This is a genomic window from Pseudomonas mucidolens (assembly GCF_900106045.1).
GTDB classification, from domain to species: domain Bacteria; phylum Pseudomonadota; class Gammaproteobacteria; order Pseudomonadales; family Pseudomonadaceae; genus Aquipseudomonas; species Aquipseudomonas mucidolens.
This window is the reverse complement of the sequence record NZ_LT629802.1, coordinates 1,622,757-1,639,112: the sequence shown is the minus strand read 5'-3', so window position 1 is coordinate 1,639,112 and position 16,356 is coordinate 1,622,757. Positions and strand designations below refer to the sequence as shown.

Sequence of the window (16,356 nt, the reverse complement as noted above, 5' to 3'; positions counted from 1 at the left end):
GGGGGGCGAGGTTCAAGCCCGCCCTCTACGCCCAAGCGACCACCAACAGCCCTGCTCCCAATACCAGGCACAACGGCGAATAGAAGAACGTATCAAGCCTGGCAAACCGCGACCCACTGACTTTCTTGAAAAAGCCCACCAGTTCCGAATCACCAATCGCCCGTGCAAACATGATCAAGGCAATGGTGCTGATGCCCCATTGCAGGGCTTGATGGTCGACGGGGTCGAAATACAACCCCGCACGCAGACACACCAGCAGCGCGATCACCACCAACCCCATGGCAACCAGGAAGCTCGCCAGCGCTGACGGCTTGAACGCCGGGCGCGGCCCACGGGCGAACTCTCCGGGGAGTTGCGGGATCACCGCCGTGCTGCCCCACTTGCCCCCTGCGGCCCAATACACATGCACCATGCCGATAAACGTAAAGACACCGACAATCCACCTCGCAATGACAAAGCTCATGATAGGCCACCCGTTAAAAAGTCCCAGATAGGATAGTCCCTGTGGAATTTTCTGCAGGCACTTCGTCGGCAGCGAGCCATCTCCTGTGGCGAGGGGGCTTGTCCCCCGTTGGGCTGCGCAGCAGCCCCAATAAAGAGGAATGTGGCGTATCAGGCGCTCCTCGGCGGCTGGTTTGAGGGCTGCTGCGCAGCCCAACGGGGGACAAGCCCCCTCGCCACAGGATAGTGGATGGCACGCGACTTTCTAATAACTGAATAACTGAACGGTATTGGGGCATAACCCCCGTTGGGTTGCGCAGCAGCCCTCGTAAACTCATCGCCGCCCGTTCAATCGGGCTGTTTCAGGCTGGCCTCGACCTTCTGCGCCACATCCTCGCTCAACCAAGCTTTCCACACCTGCGGATGCTCCTTGAGAAACGCCCGCGCCACTTCGCGAGGTGGGGTGTGCTTTTCGCTCATCGCGGCCAGCGCCTGATTCAGCGGCTCAATAGGAAAATCGACTTTGGCAAAAAACTCGCTGATCTGCGGATATTGCTGCTGAAACGGCGTGGACACGCCAATGCTCAGTTTCGAGGCCAGGGAGCGCGTCGGTTTCGGGTTGGGGTGCTCGGCGTCGGTCAGGGTGTTCCAGGCCTCGGCGTCAAACGGCGGCTCTTCCAACTGAATCAGTTTGAAGCGCCCCATCAACGGTGTGGGCGACCAGTAGTAAAACAGGATGGGCTTGCCACGACGGATCGATGAGGCAATTTCGGCATCCAGCGCCGCACCTGAACCGCTGCGAAAATTCACATAGCTGTCTTCCAGGCCATAGGCCTTGAGCTTCTGCTTGTTGACCACTTCCGAGGTCCAGCCGATGGGACTGTTGAGGAACCGCCCCTTGGTCGGTGCTTCCGGGTCCTTGAACACGTCCTTGTAGCGCACAAGGTCGTGCACGCTGCGCAACTCTGGCGCCAACGGCTCGATGCCCCTGGCCGGGTCGCCCTTGACTACATACTCAGGCACCCACCAACCCTCGGTAGCGCCCTTGACCGTATCACCCAGGCCAACCACTTTGCCTTCAGCCTCGGCCTTGATCCACACCGGGCTGCGTCCTGCCCACTCTTCACCGATTACCTGGATATCGTTTTTTGCCAGGGCGGTCTCAAGGGTGATAGTGGTGCCTGGCAAGGTGTCGGTGGGCACGCCGTAACCCTTTTCGACGATAAATCGCAGAACTTCGGTGATCAGGCTGCCACTTTCCCAGTTCAGGTCGGCAAAATGAATCGGCGCCTGGGCAGCGGATACCGGCAATGACGCGGCTGCCAGGCCCAGGGTCGTCAGGGACGCCAACAACAACGCTCGAATTCCTTGCATGCCTTCACCTCGCGTTCGCATAGCCATAGCGGATGGCTTTGCTGTCACGCCGCGAAAGCCTCTGAATACTTGAGTCCACTCAACTGTAGTAGAGGTTCCGAAGAACTTGCTAGCACACAGTTGTTTACGCCCGTTCGTGCAAGCACTGCAACTCCCGACGCACCATGCTGGCGTATTCGGCGGGTCGAAGTTCATACAGTTGAGCGGCCACCCAGCTTAACCAGGCCCCCTGCAAGTCGGCTTTACGAGCAAGTAATTCGGCGGCCTTGGCCTGGGCCTGAGGCAAATTTCGCTGGTGAAATTGCGCCCGGCTTTCACTCATTACTCACTGGCCTTGAACGTTACCAACTCGCCCTTGCGCCATTTGGCGGCCTTGCCGGTCACGGCTTTCAGGGTCTTGCTCAGGCCTTCCTGCAGTTGCTCGTTGGCCGCGAAGACCAGCATGACACTGTGACCCTCCTTGAACACAATCCCCTCACCTTGCGTCGAGGAAACAAAGGCGTAGTCCCCCAAGCCATAGACGGTCAACTTGATGTCGCGAAACTTGAGTTCGAACTTTCCGCCTTCGCGACTGGGCAACACCGCCGCGCGAAAATGATCGCCCACCTTGAGCTCAAGTCGAGGTTTGTCATCGACCACCAGCGCTGTTTCAGTATCGATTTCGGCAATGTAGATGCCTTCAGGCGTTTGTTCAGTGATGTAAACAAAACGCGATTGAAACTGTTTGACCAACTTTGCGCGCAAATCACCCAGCACGAACAATGCGTGCATATCCAGATTACTGACTGCCAAGGAAACGCCCCCACATCTGAAAAGGCGCTGCCCGCCTAGGCAGGCAGCGCGAATAAAGCCACTACGGCACGAAACACCAAACACACTGAAGAAGGTCGCCCCGGCAGCGTCGCAAGACTCAAACAGACGCGCCTGACGGACATTATTGTGAAGATCGTCACGCGTTGCAGGAAATCACAGGTTTAACGACCAGAGAATACTGGACACGCCACTTCAGAGAATAACCCCGTTGAAAACGTATTTTCCGACAGCCAAAACATGAAGAAAACACCTTGGGTGGAACCGGGTGTCGGAGACTGACGACAATATTAAAACAGCAACACGGGTCAAAACCACCCGTAATACTGCAAGCGGATCAGCAAGACAGACCGACAGGAGCTGAACATGCAAAAACTTCAACGCCGACCCGCACCTTGCCGCACCCTCTCATCACCGGTGGCTGACGTTGTATTCTACAGCGTGGATATCAACAGCAGGTGCCTGGATTCGGTCTTATATCGAGTTGTTCCGGCGGGCAAAGATTTTTTTCATATCCTGGAAATCCCCAGCGGCCGGATCAAAGGCTTTCGCAGGGGTCACAATCAGGCCTGCGCCCTGGCCAGAGAACTGGAAGCCATGATGTATCGCCCGGTCGACTGAACGCTGTCAGCAGGACTTTTCGTCACCTCAATCACGTTACTGCGCCCCGCCAAACGCAACAGCTGCCATACTGGCCCATCCACTGAAGTTTGCCCCTCACCGGAGGGGCTTGATCAGCGAAATCATCTCCAAGGGAAGGCCAGACGTGACGGAATTTGATATAGGCGAGTTTTTCATCCATGGCGAGGCCCGAGAAGTAGAAGGTGAATTCCAAGCAGTCATCGTGATGCGCGCCAAGCCGCCACTGACCACAGTCACCCTGCATCAGGTAGAAAAAGATCGTTGGTTCAAAACCGTGGAGGCCGCCGCGATCGCGGCAAAAGAAGCGGCCAGCGCGCTCAAGGCTGCGGTGGACTCCGGGGCGCTGACTTCCTGACGATCAAACCCAGACGATTGAGTTGAACTCCGCCGCGCCACAGGTCTCCCAAGCACATCAGTCATCCACTCGTATGGAGAACGCTATGGACACCACCACCCCGACGCTTGAAACCCTGTTCGATCAACTGGGCCTGGATTCCAGCCAGGAAGGTATCGAACGGTTTACCGCCGAGCATCGCCTGCCGGATGGCGTAAAGCTGATCGAGGCACCCTTCTGGAGCGAGCAACAGGCGAACTTCCTTAAAGAACAGATGCAGATCGATGCCGAATGGGCGCCGGTGGTCGATGACCTCAACGCACTGCTCCACGATTCCCCCAAACCCTGATTCAGTGGGCCGCCTGGCGCTGCAACCGTCTCGCCAGACAGCCTTTAACTCGTCCCCTTTGCCGCTTGAGGCTTATACCCCAGGCGCAACCCACCCCAATGCCGGCCGTTGACCATGATCGGTACTGACAGGTCGTGCATCAGTTCGCCGGTGTCGCGGGTATAGGTCTGGAGCAGGACCGCTTGCTGATGGCTGCCACAGCGAATGCCGGTGCGGTCTTCAAACTTGCGCTTGGTTCGGTTGTTCACCGCGTCAACCTGGGCATCACCGGTCAGCGCCTGGGAAAAGGCTTTGTTGTGGGTCGGCACATACCCCTGCGGCGTACAGGCAATGGCAAATACCAGGCCTTCATGGCGCGGCAGCAAGGCTTCCTGGATGCCCGGCAATACCTGATCGGTATAACTGTCGAAACGGCTGTGAAACTGGGTGGGGTGGGTGTCGGGAATCGGTGTGTAGCTGCGGTTGAACAAGTCCTCGAGGCTGATGCGGTTTTGCCGCACATCGGCCTCGAACTGCACGGCAATCTGACTGGCTCCTTCACGGGCCAAATCGTAAACACGCTGGTGATACTCATCGAGGCCAACTTCAGCCAGGCGTTCGCTGATGGTTTCGGCCTGTCCCTCCATTTGCACCGCGGCCTGGGCCAACTGCCGGGTTTGCTGGTCGCTGACCGTCAAATCACTGCGCATCTGCTCCACCGCCTGGAACAGGCTGTCGAGCTGGGCCCGGTTGGTATCGGTGCCTTGGGCAATCTCACTGACCTGGCCTTCGACATCGGCTGCCAGCTCAGCGATGCTTTCCAATTGCTCCCCGGCATGCTCCACCTGCGCTACACCGGCGTGCAAATCCGCCGACAATTGGCGGATTTGCTCGACCACCTGGGCCGTGCGCTGCTGGATATCGGCAACCATGACCCCGACTTCATCCGTCGCGGTGGCCGTGCGCCCGGCCAAGCCCCGCACTTCGTCAGCCACAACCGCAAACCCGCGCCCGTGCTCACCGGCTCGGGCCGCTTCAATCGCGGCGTTCAAGGCCAAGAGGTTGGTTTGGCTGGCGATCGACTGAATCACCAGCGTGACGCGCTGGATTTCTTCGCTGCGCTGGCTCAAGGCCTCGATCAACTGGCGACTGTCATTGGCGCGCTGACTGAGTTGATGCATGCGTGTGATGGACTCACCCAGCACCGTGCGCCCTTCAGTGCTACGTTGATGGGCTTGAACAGCGGCACCCAAGGCCTGACGACTGCGCTCGGCGGTGACCTGCTCGGTGCCGATCATCACGTGCGCGCTGCTGACAATTTGCTGGGCAGCGCCCAACTGCGACTGCAGCCTCGTCGCCAATTGCTTGACCGAAAAGGCCACACCCGCCGCTGACAACGCGTTATGGCTGGTGGTGTAGGACAGATCGCGGGTCAACGTGCCAATGGCATCGTCGGTCACCGAAGTCGTGGCGGCAGGTGCGCGTCTTTTCAGGCGGGGAAGCCAGATCAGCAGCAACGTCACCGGCAGGACTGCATAAATCGATAAGTTGGCAAAGGCCAGGCCCAGCATCAGCAACACCAAGGCGGCACTCTGCAAGAGCGGTGTGACCCAGCCATGCGCTGGGGGCAGCATTTGCGGCGCCGCCGCAGCGCCCATCAGAGATACGTCGCCAGCCATGCTCGTCACCCCACTGTTTGTCATTATTGTGTCTGCATTAAACGCCACTACAAGGCCATTATCCATGGTCCTTTGGTGGTAGGGCTTGCAGCAGATCAATAGACGGGGATGACACTAGGAGCGAGCGCGCTCGCCCCTATAGGGATTCAACCGATCAGGCTTGGCGCTGATGCTTGTCGATTTGCTCGTGGCGCTCTTGTGCTTCGATGCAGTACTTGGTGGTCGGGCTGATCAACAGGCGCTTGAGGCCGATCGGTTCGCCACTGTCGTCGCACCAGCCGAAGGAGTCATCAATGATACGACCCAAGGCTTGTTCCAGCTGCGGCAGCATGCGCTGGTCGCGGTCGATGGCATTGACCAGCCAGGTGCGCTCTTCTTCAACCGAAGCCGCGTCAGCCGGGTCAGCCGGGGTGTCCAGGCTTTCGATGGCGATGCGGTTCTGCTCGATGCGCTCGTGGTGTTCCACTTTCATGTCTTGCAGCAACTTCTCGAAAAAAGCGTGCTGGTCGGTATTCATGTAGTGATCCGCCGGCATGGCCAGCAACTGTTCCTTTGTCATTGATTTCTCTATAAAAAATACGTGCATTAAGGCGAAAAAGGGAGCGTTCCGGCCGACCCTTGCAGATCTCGGAAAGGCGCCTTCCATTCCAAGCGCCACCCGGCACTCAATTTACGAGGGGCGGCAGTCTAAGGCCGACTTGAGGGCGCAGCAACTGAAAAGACAGGCAATTTTTCCAAGATAACCCCCAAAGGCACCAGGACGGGCTTGGCAGATGGTTATCGGAGTGCGTTTATAGCAGGAAATTCCATAAAGCAGCTATAAGCCGCAAGGTGCAAGCGACAAGCTGTAAGGCTCGCCGGACTCACCGCTTGCGGCTTATGGCGCGTACTGCGTTTCAGCGCTTGAGTTTGCGTTTGTTACGGTACTGGTCGATCACTACCGCGACCACGATAATCAGGCCTTTGATGATGTCCTGGATATAAGCATCCACACCCACGAACGTAAACCCGCTGGCCATCACCCCGAGAATCAGCGCACCGATGACGGTGCCGGTAATGCGCCCTACTCCGCCTGCCAGGCTGGTACCGCCAATCACCGCCGCGGCAATCGCGTCCAGCTCATAAGACATGCCCATCCCGGCCTGCCCGGTCGCGGCACGGGCCGAGGCCACCACGCCCGCCAGTCCGGCCAGCAAGCCGGCGATGCTGTAGACGATGACCAAGTGACGCTTGACGTTGATCCCCGAGGTGCGCGCCGCCTGCATGTTGCCGCCAATGGCATAGGTGTACTTGCCGTATTTGGTATAGCGCAGGGCGATGTGGAAGATCACCGCCACCACCAGGAAGATAATCACCGGCATGGCGCCTTGGCCAATCGCCGTATAGGAATCCGACAGCATGCTCACCGGCTGGCCTTCGGTGTAGTAACGGGCCAGGCCACGGGCCGAAACCATCATGCCCAGGGTGGCAATGAACGGCGGGATACCGGTAATGGCGATGATGCTGCCGTTGACCGCGCCCGCCAGCAACCCCACGCCCAACCCGACGACCACCGGTATCCACACCGGCAAGTCGGTCAGGGAGGGAAACACCGCCCGCGAAAAGTCCGAGGTTTGCGCCAGGCTGGCGGCGATCATCGCCGACAACGCGAGGACCGAGCCCGAAGACAGGTCGATGCCGGTGGTGATGATCACCTGAGTTACGCCAATCGCCAGCAAACCAATGATCGACACCTGCAAAATCATCAACACCAGGCGCTGGGAGTTCATCAAGAAGCTCTGGTCACGGACAATCCAGCCAAACAGCTCGAACACCAGGCCGATGCCGATCAGTACCAGGAAAATGCTCAACTCGGTCGGCAGACGCCGACGACGTTTGCTCGACGCCATATCGGGTTTCTTTTCCCCGGATTGCTTTTCCTCGGGTTTGCTTTCCAGTATCGCGTTCATAACCACTCACCTTTTATTCCGTGACGCCAGGCGCAATCTGGCCGGCGCTTTTTGTTCGTCAGTGGACCGCCGTCATACCGGAAGCCAACTGCATGACTTTTTCCTGGGTTGCCTCGGCACGGTCCAGAGTGCCCATCAGCTCGCCCTCATGCATCACCATCACCCGGTCACTCATGCCCAACACTTCCGGCAGCTCCGAAGAAATCATGATCACCGCCATGCCTTCGCTGGCCAGAAAGGAGATCAACCGGTAAATCTCGGCCTTGGCGCCCACATCGATGCCACGGGTGGGTTCATCGAGAATCAGCAACCGCGGGTGGGTCATCAGCCAGCGCGCCAGCAAGGCCTTTTGCTGATTGCCGCCGGACAAGGTATCGATGCACTGTTCCAGGGACGGCGTTTTCACCCGCAGCTTCTGGCACATGTCTTCGCATAGCGCCCGCAGGGCTTTTTGCTGGATGAAGCCGTTGCCCGAATAGTGCGGCAGCACGGCCATCTCCATGTTTTCCAGGACCGACAGGCAGGGGAACAGTCCACTGAGCTTGCGATCCTCGGTCAACAGCGCGAAACCCTTCTCGATCGCCATGTGCGGGTCTGTGATGCGCACTGCCTGGCCGTCAAGCAGAACCTCGCCGCCGGAGCTTGGGGTAATACCAAAAATGGTTTCGGCGACATTGGTCCGCCCCGAGCCCATGAGCCCGGCGATACCGAGGATTTCTCCGGCGTGCAGGTCAAACGAAACGCCCTGGAACACCCCGTCCAGACGCAAGTCACGCACCGACAGCAGCACCTCGCCAATCGGTTTGTCGCGCACCGGAAACAACTGGCTCAGCTCACGACCAACCATCATCGAGATCAGGCTGTCGCTGTCCATGCTGTCAGCCCGTTGCAGGCCGATATAGGTGCCATCACGGAACACCGCGACTTCATCGGCGATGCTGAACACCTCGTTCATTTTATGGGTGATATAGATGATGCCTTTGCCCTGGACCTTGAGGTCGGCAATGATCGAAAACAGGTGGGCCACTTCCTTGTCGGTGATCGCCGACGTGGGCTCGTCCATGATCAAGATGTCGGAGTCATAGGACACCGCCTTGGCAATCTCGACCATCTGCCGTTCGGCAATGCTGAGATTACCGACGTGCTCCTCGGGGTCCAGATTGATCCGCAGTCGCGCCAGCAGCTCGGCGGTGCAACGGTGCATCTCCCGGTGACTGACCATTCCCAGACCATTGAGCTGTTCGCGACCAATCCAAATGTTCTCGGCAATGCTCATGTGGGGCATCAGGTTGAGTTCCTGGTGGATCATCGCGATACCGGACTGCAGCGCTGCCAGCGGGGTGTCAAACCTGACCGGTTTGCCTCGCAGGCGGATCTCACCGGCATCCGGCTGGTAAATGCCGGCAATGATCTTCATCAGGGTCGACTTGCCCGCGCCGTTCTCACCCATCAACGCCAGGACCGAGCCTGGGCGGACCCGAAGTTGCACATCATCCAGTGCAACGACACCGGGAAAACCTTTGCTGATGTTGACGATTTCCAGCAGGTAGGGCTCTTCCTGCGCCAGGGCCTGGGTACCGGAGGGCTGCGAAGCAATCGCTTGAGCAAGCATAGAAAGGTACTCCGTCAAAGGAGCGACCAAGGCCGCCCGCTGGTTTATTGTTGTTATGAAGGACTATTTGAAGTCTTTGACGTTGTCTGGAGTGATCAATTGGAATGGAACCAGCACGCTCTTCTCGACCGGCTGCTTCTTGGCCATCTTCACCGCAGCGTCCACTGAGCCCTGCGCCTGGCCGCTGGCATCCTGGAACACCGAAACCGCAATCTCGCCCTTCTCCACCGCCCGCAAACCGTCTGGCGTGCCATCTACGCCGGCGATCAGTACGCTGCCTTTTTCAATGCCGGCCTGCTTCAGGGCCATGGAGGCACCGATCGCCATTTCATCGTTGTTGGACACCACCGCATCGAATTTTCGGCCCTGGGTCACCCAGTCGTTGACCAGGTTCATCCCCTTGTCGCGAAGCCATACGCCAGACTGTTCCTGCTCGATCTTGATGCCCGGGTATTTGCCCAGTACTTCCTTGACACCCTTGGTGCGGTTGGTCGTGGCGTTGTTCGCCAAGTCACCCAACAGCACGACAATGTTGCCTTTACCACCCATTTTTTCCGCCAGATACTGCATTTGCAGCCTGCCGGCTTCGGCGTCATCAGAGCTTACGGTGACGACCCCGTCAGGCAGGTCTTGCTGGTCGGGCCGGCGGTTGACGTAGACCAGGGGGATGCCCGCCTTGACCGCCGCCGCAGTGATTTTTCCAGTGGCCGCGGTGTCCACCGGGTTAACCACAATGGCGTCGACTTTCTGGCTGATAAAGTTTTCGACCTGGCTGAGTTGCTTGACCACATCGGCGCGCGCGTCTTCGAATTGCAATTGCACGCCATCCTCCTTGGGGTAGGACTTGGCTTGCTTGTCCATGTCTTCACGCAGGTAGGTCAGCCAGGTGTCGTCGAACTGCGACATGCTCACACCAATCTTGATATCGGCCATGGCGACACCGCTGGCGAGCATCATTGACAGGGCCAGCGAGGCAAAACGGATGGGGGTCTTCATGAACGGTCAGTCTCCAATTTCTTGTTGGTTTTTTGGACGTTGCGTTGCTCAGCGTGACGGTTGAGCCGCCGGCAGCCGGACAATCGGCGCGCCCGGAATGCAGCACACCAGGGCGCCCTGGTTTTCGACGCAAAGGACATTGAGCAAGGAGAAATACAGAGGCCGTGCGCGGTGCGGCCGGCGATACAAGAGGGCAGAACGTAAAACTCGCAGTACAGCGTTGAAGATTTTCATCTGACGGTACCTGGTTGTTTTTGATCTTGTTTTTGTGAAGCCGCGGACGAGGCCCTTGCGGGCGAATCGGGGCGCGACTGTTGGCAACCTGGAAAAGACTTTATTGGAAAATATTTTCCATATCAACCTGTTTTGGAATTTTATTCTATTTTTGTTTATCGAACTCGATAGCCGCCATTTCCACCACTTGCTGACGTCTGGAACTGAGCCGTGCCGCGTCCAGCACACGGGTCGTCGCCAAGGCGTCACGCGCCTCCACCGGCAGCGGCCCCTGCCCTTGCACAGCACTTTGCAACTGTTGGTAGAACTGATTCCAGCAGCCTTTTTCCGAAGGAACCCGCTCCCGTTCCACACCCTGTTCAAACCAGCCCCAGCGCCGGTGCTCTTCCGCGCCCCAGTGCTCCCCTTCGGTTTTTGGCGTCCGGCCGGCGATCAGCGCATCTTCCTGGCCGTCCAGACCGTCAATGGTGTAGCCGCCCTGACTGCCATTGACCCGGAAACGCGGTCCTGGGCTGTTTTGCAGCGCGCTGCCCCACAGGTGTGAAATCACGCCATTGGCGTGGGTCAGCGAAGCGAAGAAACCATGGTCGATATCCGGATGCTCGGCGCTGAAATGCAGTTGTGCGAAGACCTTGTTCACCGGCCCGAACAACTGCAAGGCCTGATCCACCAAATGGCTGCCAAGATCGCGCAGGAACCCGCCTCCGCTGGCATTGCCCAGCGTTTGCGGGCTGTAGCGCTCGACCCGCGATTCAAAACGGCTGATGCTGCCCAACGCGCCGCTGTCGATGAGTTTGCGCAGGGTGAGAAAATCCGAGTCCCAGCGCCGGTTCTGATAGACGCTGAGCAACACCTTCTGGCGCTCGGCCGCGGCAATCAATTCAAAAGCCTCGGCGGCATCACTGGCGAAAGGCTTGTCGCTAACCACCGCCACACCCCGTTCAATGGCTTCCAGCACCAGCGCCGAGCGGCCTTCCAACGGCGTGGAAATCACCAGTGCATCCACACCGGCCTCGACGAGTTGGTCAATGCTATCGAAGGCCTTGACCCCCGGGCGTTCAGCCGCCAACAGTTGCCGACGCTCCGGCGAACGGGTGACCACGCCAACGAAAGTCGCTCCCGACAAGCTGGCAATCAGCGGCGCATGAAAAAAACGACCGCCATGGCCGTATCCAACCAGTCCGATTCGCATAGGTTTATTGATTCCTTATCTATTCCACAGGCGTGAGAATGCGCGACCACGTCTACTGACAGAGTTCACGGGTCACCCGTTCCAGCATCATCCGATTGGACTCATCCGGCCGGTCTTCCCAGGCAAATACCGAGACCGTGGCGATACCGTCGAACTTGATCTCCCGCAACGTGCCAAAAAACGCCTCCCAATCGACTTCGCCCTGACCGATATCCAGATGCTGATGCACCGTAGCGGTTACGCCCGGTGGGTTGACGATGTAGCGCAGGTTGGAAGATGCCCGGTGGTTGTAAGTGTCAGCGATGATCAAGTGACTGAGTTTGGAGCCGGCGTACTTGAGCATCGAGGCAATATCGCCCTTGCCGTCATCGTAAAAAAAGGTATGGGGCGCGGCGTATAGGTAGTTGATCCAGTCGCGATCCAGCCCGCGAATGATGTCCACCGATTCGTTGTTGCGCTCGCAAAAGTCGTAGGGATGCGCCTGAATGTCCAGCTTGACGCCTTCGCGTTCGAACACCGGCACCAGCTCGTCCATGGAGCGCATGAATTGGTTTTCGCAGACCAGCGGGTTGTCCGATTGGCCGGTAAATTCGGTGTTGAGCAATTCGCAGTCCAGTTCCACGGCTATCTGGATCGCTCGTTTCCAATTGCGCACTGCCGCGACCCGCAGGCCTTCGTCGGCGGCGGCCCAGTGGTACATGGGCAACAAGGATGACAGCTGCACGCCAGCGTCGCTCAGGGCTTTGCGGAATTCCTTGATTCGTGCCCGGTCGACGCGTGGTGCCTTGTAGAATGGCAGAAAATCTTCCCGAGGCGAAAGCTCGATGTGCTGGTAGCCGAGCTCGGCAGCCTTGTCGACCATCTGGCCCAAGGGTAGATGACGGTACATGTAGGGGTCTAATGCAATGCGCATGCTTGAGATCTCCCGAAGCGTCTGGTTTTTATATCGATACCCGCAGGCTGATGGTCAGCGGTAAAAAGCCGGGCGATCCGGCAGACCGACCTTGACGATCTGTCCACTGTTCTGCGCTTCGATACAGGCATCCGCCGCAACCGCGGCAGCAAATCCGTCCCAGGCCGAAGGGCCACTCACCTGGCCAGCGCGCACCCCGTCGATGAACGCCTGCAACTCGACGTCATAAGCGGCGATAAAGCGATCCTTCCAGTCCATCAGAATCGCGTTGGACAGCTTGGCGCCACTGCGCATCTGTACCTGGGACGGTTCCGGCAACCTGGCAATGCCAGTCTCCCCCACCACTTCGCACTGGATGTCGTAGCCGTACTGGCAATTCACAAACACTTCCACATCAATCCGCGTGCCCTTGGCGGTTTCCAACAGCACGATCTGCGGATCGCGCAGATGCGCCAATGCCTTGCTGGATTTACGCGGGAATACCACCTGCACCGAGACATAGTCATCGGCCAGCAACCAGCGCAACACATCCAGTTCGTGGATCAGCGTATCGGTGATTGCCATATCGGTCTTGTAATTCTCGCCCACGCTCGGGTTACGGTGCGCGCAGTGCAACATCAGCGGTTCGCCGATCTGGCCGCTGTCGATCACCGCTTTCAAGGCCCGATAGCCTTCGTCATAGGGACGCATGAAGCCCACTTGCACCAGACGCTTGCCGTGGGCCACTTCAGCCTCGACGATCTTGCGACAGCCATCGGCGGTCACCGCCAGCGGTTTCTCACAGAACACCGGTTTGCCGGCGGCGATGGCGGCGAGCACAAACTCTTCATGGCTCGGCCCCCAGGACGTGACCAGCAACGCCTCGACGTGTGCCGAATTGATCAGTGCATGGCCATCCGGGTAGACCTCGGCACCAATCTGCAGATCAGCCACCACCTTGGCGGCCTGCTCAAGGTTGATGTCGGTGACCGCCACGACCTGGCTGTTGAGCAAGGTCTGGCTGCAACGACGGATGTGGTCCCGGCCGATCGCGCCCGTGCCGATTACGCCTAACTTCAAAGACATGTAAACACCCCTCTTGTCATTAGTACTGCCGGGCCTTGGCCAGACGTTCGTTAAGTTGTTTTGCCACTGCACGGGTGCGTTCGCTGGTTGAGACCTGGGCCACACCCACCCGCCACCAGGACAGGTATTTATGGATCATGGTTTTTGGCAGGACCTTGATATCAATCAGCGTCGACACCGCTTGCTCACGGGCGTCCGCCAGCGCGGCCCGTAGCTGTTCAACCGTGTTGACTGTGTAAGTCTTGCAGCCATAGGCCGCCGCACTCATGGCGAAATCCACCGGCACGAAACCGCCGTCGAGCTTGCCACTGTCAGGGTTGCGAAAGCGGAACTCGGTGCCGAAGCTATCCATGCCGTGTTCCATCTGCAGGTTGTTGATGCAGCCGAAGGTCATGTTGTCCAACAACACCACGTTGATCTTGCGCCGCTCCTGAATCGAGGTAACCAACTCCGAATGCAACATCATGTAGGACCCATCCCCGACCAAGGCGTAGACCTCGCGCGTCGGCTCGGCCAGCTTCACGCCCAGGGCGGCATTCACCTCGTACCCCATGCAGGAGTAACCGTACTCAACGTGGTAGGTGTTGACGCCTTTGCTGCGCCAACTGCGCTGCAAGTCACCGGGCAAGCTGCCGGCGGCGGCCACAATAATCGCGTCGTCGGCCAGGGTTTCATTGAGCACGCCCAGCACGCGGCTCTGGGTCAGGCAGGAGCCGGTGATTTCGATAAATTCACGCAGAACGGCCGGGTCCATGTGGTCGTTGATTTCCGGAACGAAGTGATCGCTCTGGTATTCGACCTGGTAAATGCGATCGACCTCGGCCTCCAACTGCACCTTGGCGTCTCGTGGCTGATCGCCCCACTGGGAGCGGTAATCGCCCAGCGCTTCGGACAACGCCTCCAGACCGACCCTGGCATCCGCCAGCAACTGCACGGCATCGAGTTTCAGCACATCGCACGGGCTGATATTGAGATTGAGAAAGCGCACCTCGGGATGCGTGAACAATGACTTCGACGAAGTGGTGAAGTCGGTGTAGCGCGTACCGATGCCGATAATCAGGTCCGCCTCCGGGGCCAACAGATTCGCCGCCAAGCAGCCGGTTTCACCTATACCGCCGACGTTCAGCGGGTGGTTGGAAACCACTGCGCTCTTGCCGGCCTGGGTTTCGGCGAACGGAATATCAAAACGCTCGGCAAAAGCTTGCAGCGCCACATTGGCACCGGAGTACTTGACGCCGCCGCCGCAGATAATCAGCGGTTTGCGCTTGCCCTTGAACGCCGCTACCGCGTCACTGAGCATGGCTTCGGTGGCCCGGCGCCGGTCGATACGGTGCACGCGCTTTTGCAGGAAATAGTCGGGATAGTCCCAGGCCTCACCTTGTACATCCTGCGGCAGGGCCAAGGTCACGGCGCCGGTCTCGGCGGGATCGGTGAGCACGCGCATGGCGTGGATCGCCGCGCTCATCAACTGCTCGGGACGGTTGATGCGGTCCCAGTATTTGCTCACGGCGCGAAACGCGTCGTTGGTGCTGATACTCAGGTCATGGAACTGCTCGATCTGTTGCAACACCGGGTCAGGCTGGCGGCTGGCGTAGACGTCGCCGGGCAACAGCAACAACGGGATACGGTTGGCGGTCGCCGTGGCGGCCGCGGTGAGCATATTCGCCGCGCCCGGACCGACCGACGCGGTGCAGGCGTAGATCTTGCGCCGCAGGTGCTGCTTGGCAAAACCAATCGCAGCATGCGCCATGCCCTGCTCGTTGCGGCCCTGATGCACCACCAGGTCACCGGAATCTTGTTCCAGGGCCTGGCCCAGGCCCAGCACATTGCCATGCCCAAAGATCGTGAAAATCCCGGCGATGAACTTGCTCTGCACGCCGTCGACTTCGATGTACTGGTTATCGAGAAACTTCACCAGGGCCTGGGCCATGGTCAATCGTGTTGTGCTCATGTTTCGCCCCTTATTTGTTCTGCAGGTGAGCCATGCTCGCGCTCAACGCCTGCTGGATATCCGCCAGGCCATGCACGCTCTCGGCAAACGGCTCGAAGGACAGGTAGCCGCGATAACCGGTATTCAGCAAGGTCTCGATCTGCGCCGCGTTGCCGAGGATATCGCCCTCGCCCACCAGCACCCGGTGCCCGTCGCGAATGCTCGACAGCGGCGCGTCACGGTCCTCCACGCCGGAGATATGCACCAGGCCGGTCAACTCCGGGAAAAACTCGTGTTCACTGGACAAGTGATGATGAAAGGTGTCGTGCACCAGCCGGAACACGTCCAGCCCGCCAATGGCTTTAATCGCCTCTACCGCCACCCGTTTGCGGCGCAAGGAGCACTCCTCGAAACCCAAGGGTTCGATGAAACCGAGAAGCCCATGCTCACGCAGGATCGGCGCCAGTTCGCTCAAGGCGGTGCGCAGCCCCATGGCACGCTGGGCATCGTTACGCGGGTCGGCGGGATCATTCAGTGGGCACATCACCAGGCCTTGGGCGCCGCAGTCGCGGGCATACGCCGCCAACCTCACTACCTGGGCCCGACGTTCGTCGTTCCACACGTCGAAGGGATACAGCGCGTTGATCGACAGCACCGTAATACCCTTGGCTTCACACAATTCGCGGACCCGCGTGGCAGGCGTTCCGTCTTCGATCTCGATTCCGGCAAGGTCGTTGCGCAGCTCGATGGCAGCGCATTTCAAGGTCACCGCCAAGTCGATAAACGCAGGCAGCGAAAGACCTGGAGCGACCATCCGGTTCAAGGCAAAACGCATAGGCTTATTCATTCTCGTGCAC

18 protein-coding genes are annotated in these 16,356 nt (G+C 58.9%); 3 read left to right on the top strand and 15 right to left on the bottom strand.

All coding sequences use genetic code 11. The features are described 5' to 3' along the window. Positions 1 to 25: 25 nt before the first annotated feature. From BLU75_RS07910 to BLU75_RS07895, 4 genes are all read right to left on the bottom strand, one after another. On the bottom strand, positions 26 to 463 hold the full coding sequence (locus BLU75_RS07910; protein WP_084377962.1) for a DUF3995 domain-containing protein: 438 nt from the start codon (positions 461 to 463) through the stop codon (positions 26 to 28). Between the two features lie 326 nt (positions 464 to 789). Beyond that, positions 790 to 1,815, bottom strand: a complete 1,026-nt coding sequence (locus BLU75_RS07905) for an ABC transporter substrate-binding protein (RefSeq protein WP_084377963.1) — start codon at positions 1,813 to 1,815, stop codon at positions 790 to 792. A gap of 124 nt (positions 1,816 to 1,939) precedes the next feature. After that, positions 1,940 to 2,137 (bottom strand): hypothetical protein, encoded by a 198-nt coding sequence (locus BLU75_RS07900; RefSeq protein ID WP_084377964.1) that lies wholly within the window; start codon positions 2,135 to 2,137, stop codon positions 1,940 to 1,942. Beyond that, positions 2,137 to 2,607, bottom strand: a complete 471-nt coding sequence (locus BLU75_RS07895) for a hypothetical protein (RefSeq protein ID WP_084377965.1) — start codon at positions 2,605 to 2,607, stop codon at positions 2,137 to 2,139. Before BLU75_RS07895 ends, BLU75_RS07900 begins: the two co-directional genes overlap by 1 nt. 384 nt (positions 2,608 to 2,991) lie before the next feature. Here BLU75_RS07895 and BLU75_RS07890 point away from each other — a divergent pair, with 384 nt between their 5' ends. The 3 genes from BLU75_RS07890 (at position 2,992) to BLU75_RS07880 (ending at position 3,950) form a co-directional block, all read left to right on the top strand. Then, positions 2,992 to 3,246 carry a hypothetical protein gene (locus BLU75_RS07890; RefSeq protein WP_084377966.1) on the top strand — a complete coding sequence of 85 codons (255 nt, stop codon included), beginning with the start codon at positions 2,992 to 2,994 and terminating at the stop codon, positions 3,244 to 3,246. 145 nt (positions 3,247 to 3,391) lie between these two features. Beyond that, positions 3,392 to 3,622, top strand: coding sequence for a hypothetical protein (locus BLU75_RS07885; protein ID WP_084377967.1), 231 nt, complete (start codon positions 3,392 to 3,394; stop codon positions 3,620 to 3,622). 85 nt (positions 3,623 to 3,707) lie between these two features. Then, a complete protein-coding gene (locus BLU75_RS07880; protein ID WP_084377968.1) occupies positions 3,708 to 3,950 on the top strand; it encodes a DUF2789 domain-containing protein in 243 nt (80 codons plus the stop codon). 44 nt (positions 3,951 to 3,994) lie between these two features. On the opposite strand, the gene BLU75_RS07875 is transcribed toward BLU75_RS07880, so the two are convergent. The 11 genes from BLU75_RS07875 to BLU75_RS07825 form a co-directional block, all read right to left on the bottom strand. Then, positions 3,995 to 5,227 (bottom strand): methyl-accepting chemotaxis protein, encoded by a 1,233-nt coding sequence (locus tag BLU75_RS07875; protein WP_414860572.1) that lies wholly within the window; start codon positions 5,225 to 5,227, stop codon positions 3,995 to 3,997. Positions 5,228 to 5,762: 535 nt separating this feature from the next. Beyond that, entirely contained in the window at positions 5,763 to 6,167 is a 405-nt protein-coding gene (locus tag BLU75_RS07870; RefSeq protein ID WP_084377970.1) for a TraR/DksA family transcriptional regulator, read from the bottom strand. Positions 6,168 to 6,504: 337 nt separating this feature from the next. Continuing rightward, the gene (locus BLU75_RS07865; protein ID WP_084377971.1) at positions 6,505 to 7,557 is read right to left on the bottom strand and encodes an ABC transporter permease; all 1,053 of its coding nucleotides are present in this window, start codon (positions 7,555 to 7,557) and stop codon (positions 6,505 to 6,507) included. Positions 7,558 to 7,615: 58 nt separating this feature from the next. Continuing rightward, positions 7,616 to 9,169 carry a sugar ABC transporter ATP-binding protein gene (locus BLU75_RS07860; protein ID WP_084377972.1) on the bottom strand — a complete coding sequence of 518 codons (1,554 nt, stop codon included), beginning with the start codon at positions 9,167 to 9,169 and terminating at the stop codon, positions 7,616 to 7,618. A 63-nt stretch (positions 9,170 to 9,232) separates the two neighbouring features. Next, positions 9,233 to 10,165, bottom strand: a complete 933-nt coding sequence (locus BLU75_RS07855; RefSeq protein WP_084377973.1) for a sugar ABC transporter substrate-binding protein — start codon at positions 10,163 to 10,165, stop codon at positions 9,233 to 9,235. 48 nt (positions 10,166 to 10,213) lie between these two features. Continuing rightward, complete coding sequence (locus tag BLU75_RS27750; RefSeq protein ID WP_084377974.1) at positions 10,214 to 10,399, bottom strand: hypothetical protein; 186 nt, start codon at positions 10,397 to 10,399, stop codon at positions 10,214 to 10,216. 145 nt (positions 10,400 to 10,544) lie between these two features. Beyond that, the gene (locus BLU75_RS07845; RefSeq protein ID WP_084377975.1) at positions 10,545 to 11,591 is read right to left on the bottom strand and encodes a Gfo/Idh/MocA family protein; all 1,047 of its coding nucleotides are present in this window, start codon (positions 11,589 to 11,591) and stop codon (positions 10,545 to 10,547) included. A 52-nt stretch (positions 11,592 to 11,643) separates the two neighbouring features. Next, positions 11,644 to 12,504, bottom strand: a complete 861-nt coding sequence (locus BLU75_RS07840) for a sugar phosphate isomerase/epimerase family protein (protein ID WP_084377976.1) — start codon at positions 12,502 to 12,504, stop codon at positions 11,644 to 11,646. A 54-nt stretch (positions 12,505 to 12,558) separates the two neighbouring features. Continuing rightward, on the bottom strand, positions 12,559 to 13,569 hold the full coding sequence (iolG, locus tag BLU75_RS07835) for a bifunctional inositol 2-dehydrogenase/D-chiro-inositol 1-dehydrogenase (RefSeq protein ID WP_084377977.1): 1,011 nt from the start codon (positions 13,567 to 13,569) through the stop codon (positions 12,559 to 12,561). A gap of 19 nt (positions 13,570 to 13,588) precedes the next feature. Further along, positions 13,589 to 15,520, bottom strand: a complete 1,932-nt coding sequence (gene iolD / locus BLU75_RS07830) for a 3D-(3,5/4)-trihydroxycyclohexane-1,2-dione acylhydrolase (decyclizing) (protein ID WP_084377978.1) — start codon at positions 15,518 to 15,520, stop codon at positions 13,589 to 13,591. A 10-nt stretch (positions 15,521 to 15,530) separates the two neighbouring features. Then, positions 15,531 to 16,346: a TIM barrel protein gene (locus BLU75_RS07825; RefSeq protein WP_084377979.1), complete on the bottom strand. Its 816-nt coding sequence runs from the start codon at positions 16,344 to 16,346 to the stop codon at positions 15,531 to 15,533. Positions 16,347 to 16,356: the final 10 nt, after the last annotated feature.

Excerpts from the sequence above, each read along its gene's own strand:
- iolG (WP_084377977.1), bottom strand. The coding sequence starts at position 13,569 with ATGTCTTTGAAGTTAGGCGTAATCGGCACGGGCGCGATCGGCCGGGAC.
- BLU75_RS07875 (WP_414860572.1), bottom strand. The coding sequence starts at position 5,227 with ATGATCGGCACCGAGCAGGTCACCGCCGAGCGCAGTCGTCAGGCCTTG.
- BLU75_RS07825 (WP_084377979.1), bottom strand. The coding sequence starts at position 16,346 with ATGAATAAGCCTATGCGTTTTGCCTTGAACCGGATGGTCGCTCCAGGT.
- BLU75_RS07910 (WP_084377962.1), bottom strand. The coding sequence starts at position 463 with ATGAGCTTTGTCATTGCGAGGTGGATTGTCGGTGTCTTTACGTTTATC.
- iolD (WP_084377978.1), bottom strand. The coding sequence starts at position 15,520 with ATGAGCACAACACGATTGACCATGGCCCAGGCCCTGGTGAAGTTTCTC.
- BLU75_RS07890 (WP_084377966.1), top strand. The coding sequence starts at position 2,992 with ATGCAAAAACTTCAACGCCGACCCGCACCTTGCCGCACCCTCTCATCA.
- BLU75_RS07865 (WP_084377971.1), bottom strand. The coding sequence starts at position 7,557 with ATGAACGCGATACTGGAAAGCAAACCCGAGGAAAAGCAATCCGGGGAA.
- BLU75_RS07845 (WP_084377975.1), bottom strand. The coding sequence starts at position 11,591 with ATGCGAATCGGACTGGTTGGATACGGCCATGGCGGTCGTTTTTTTCAT.
- BLU75_RS07870 (WP_084377970.1), bottom strand. The coding sequence starts at position 6,167 with ATGACAAAGGAACAGTTGCTGGCCATGCCGGCGGATCACTACATGAAT.
- BLU75_RS07880 (WP_084377968.1), top strand. The coding sequence starts at position 3,708 with ATGGACACCACCACCCCGACGCTTGAAACCCTGTTCGATCAACTGGGC.
- BLU75_RS07905 (WP_084377963.1), bottom strand. The coding sequence starts at position 1,815 with ATGCAAGGAATTCGAGCGTTGTTGTTGGCGTCCCTGACGACCCTGGGC.
- BLU75_RS27750 (WP_084377974.1), bottom strand. The coding sequence starts at position 10,399 with ATGAAAATCTTCAACGCTGTACTGCGAGTTTTACGTTCTGCCCTCTTG.
- BLU75_RS07900 (WP_084377964.1), bottom strand. The coding sequence starts at position 2,137 with ATGAGTGAAAGCCGGGCGCAATTTCACCAGCGAAATTTGCCTCAGGCC.
- BLU75_RS07840 (WP_084377976.1), bottom strand. The coding sequence starts at position 12,504 with ATGCGCATTGCATTAGACCCCTACATGTACCGTCATCTACCCTTGGGC.
- BLU75_RS07860 (WP_084377972.1), bottom strand. The coding sequence starts at position 9,169 with ATGCTTGCTCAAGCGATTGCTTCGCAGCCCTCCGGTACCCAGGCCCTG.
- BLU75_RS07855 (WP_084377973.1), bottom strand. The coding sequence starts at position 10,165 with ATGAAGACCCCCATCCGTTTTGCCTCGCTGGCCCTGTCAATGATGCTC.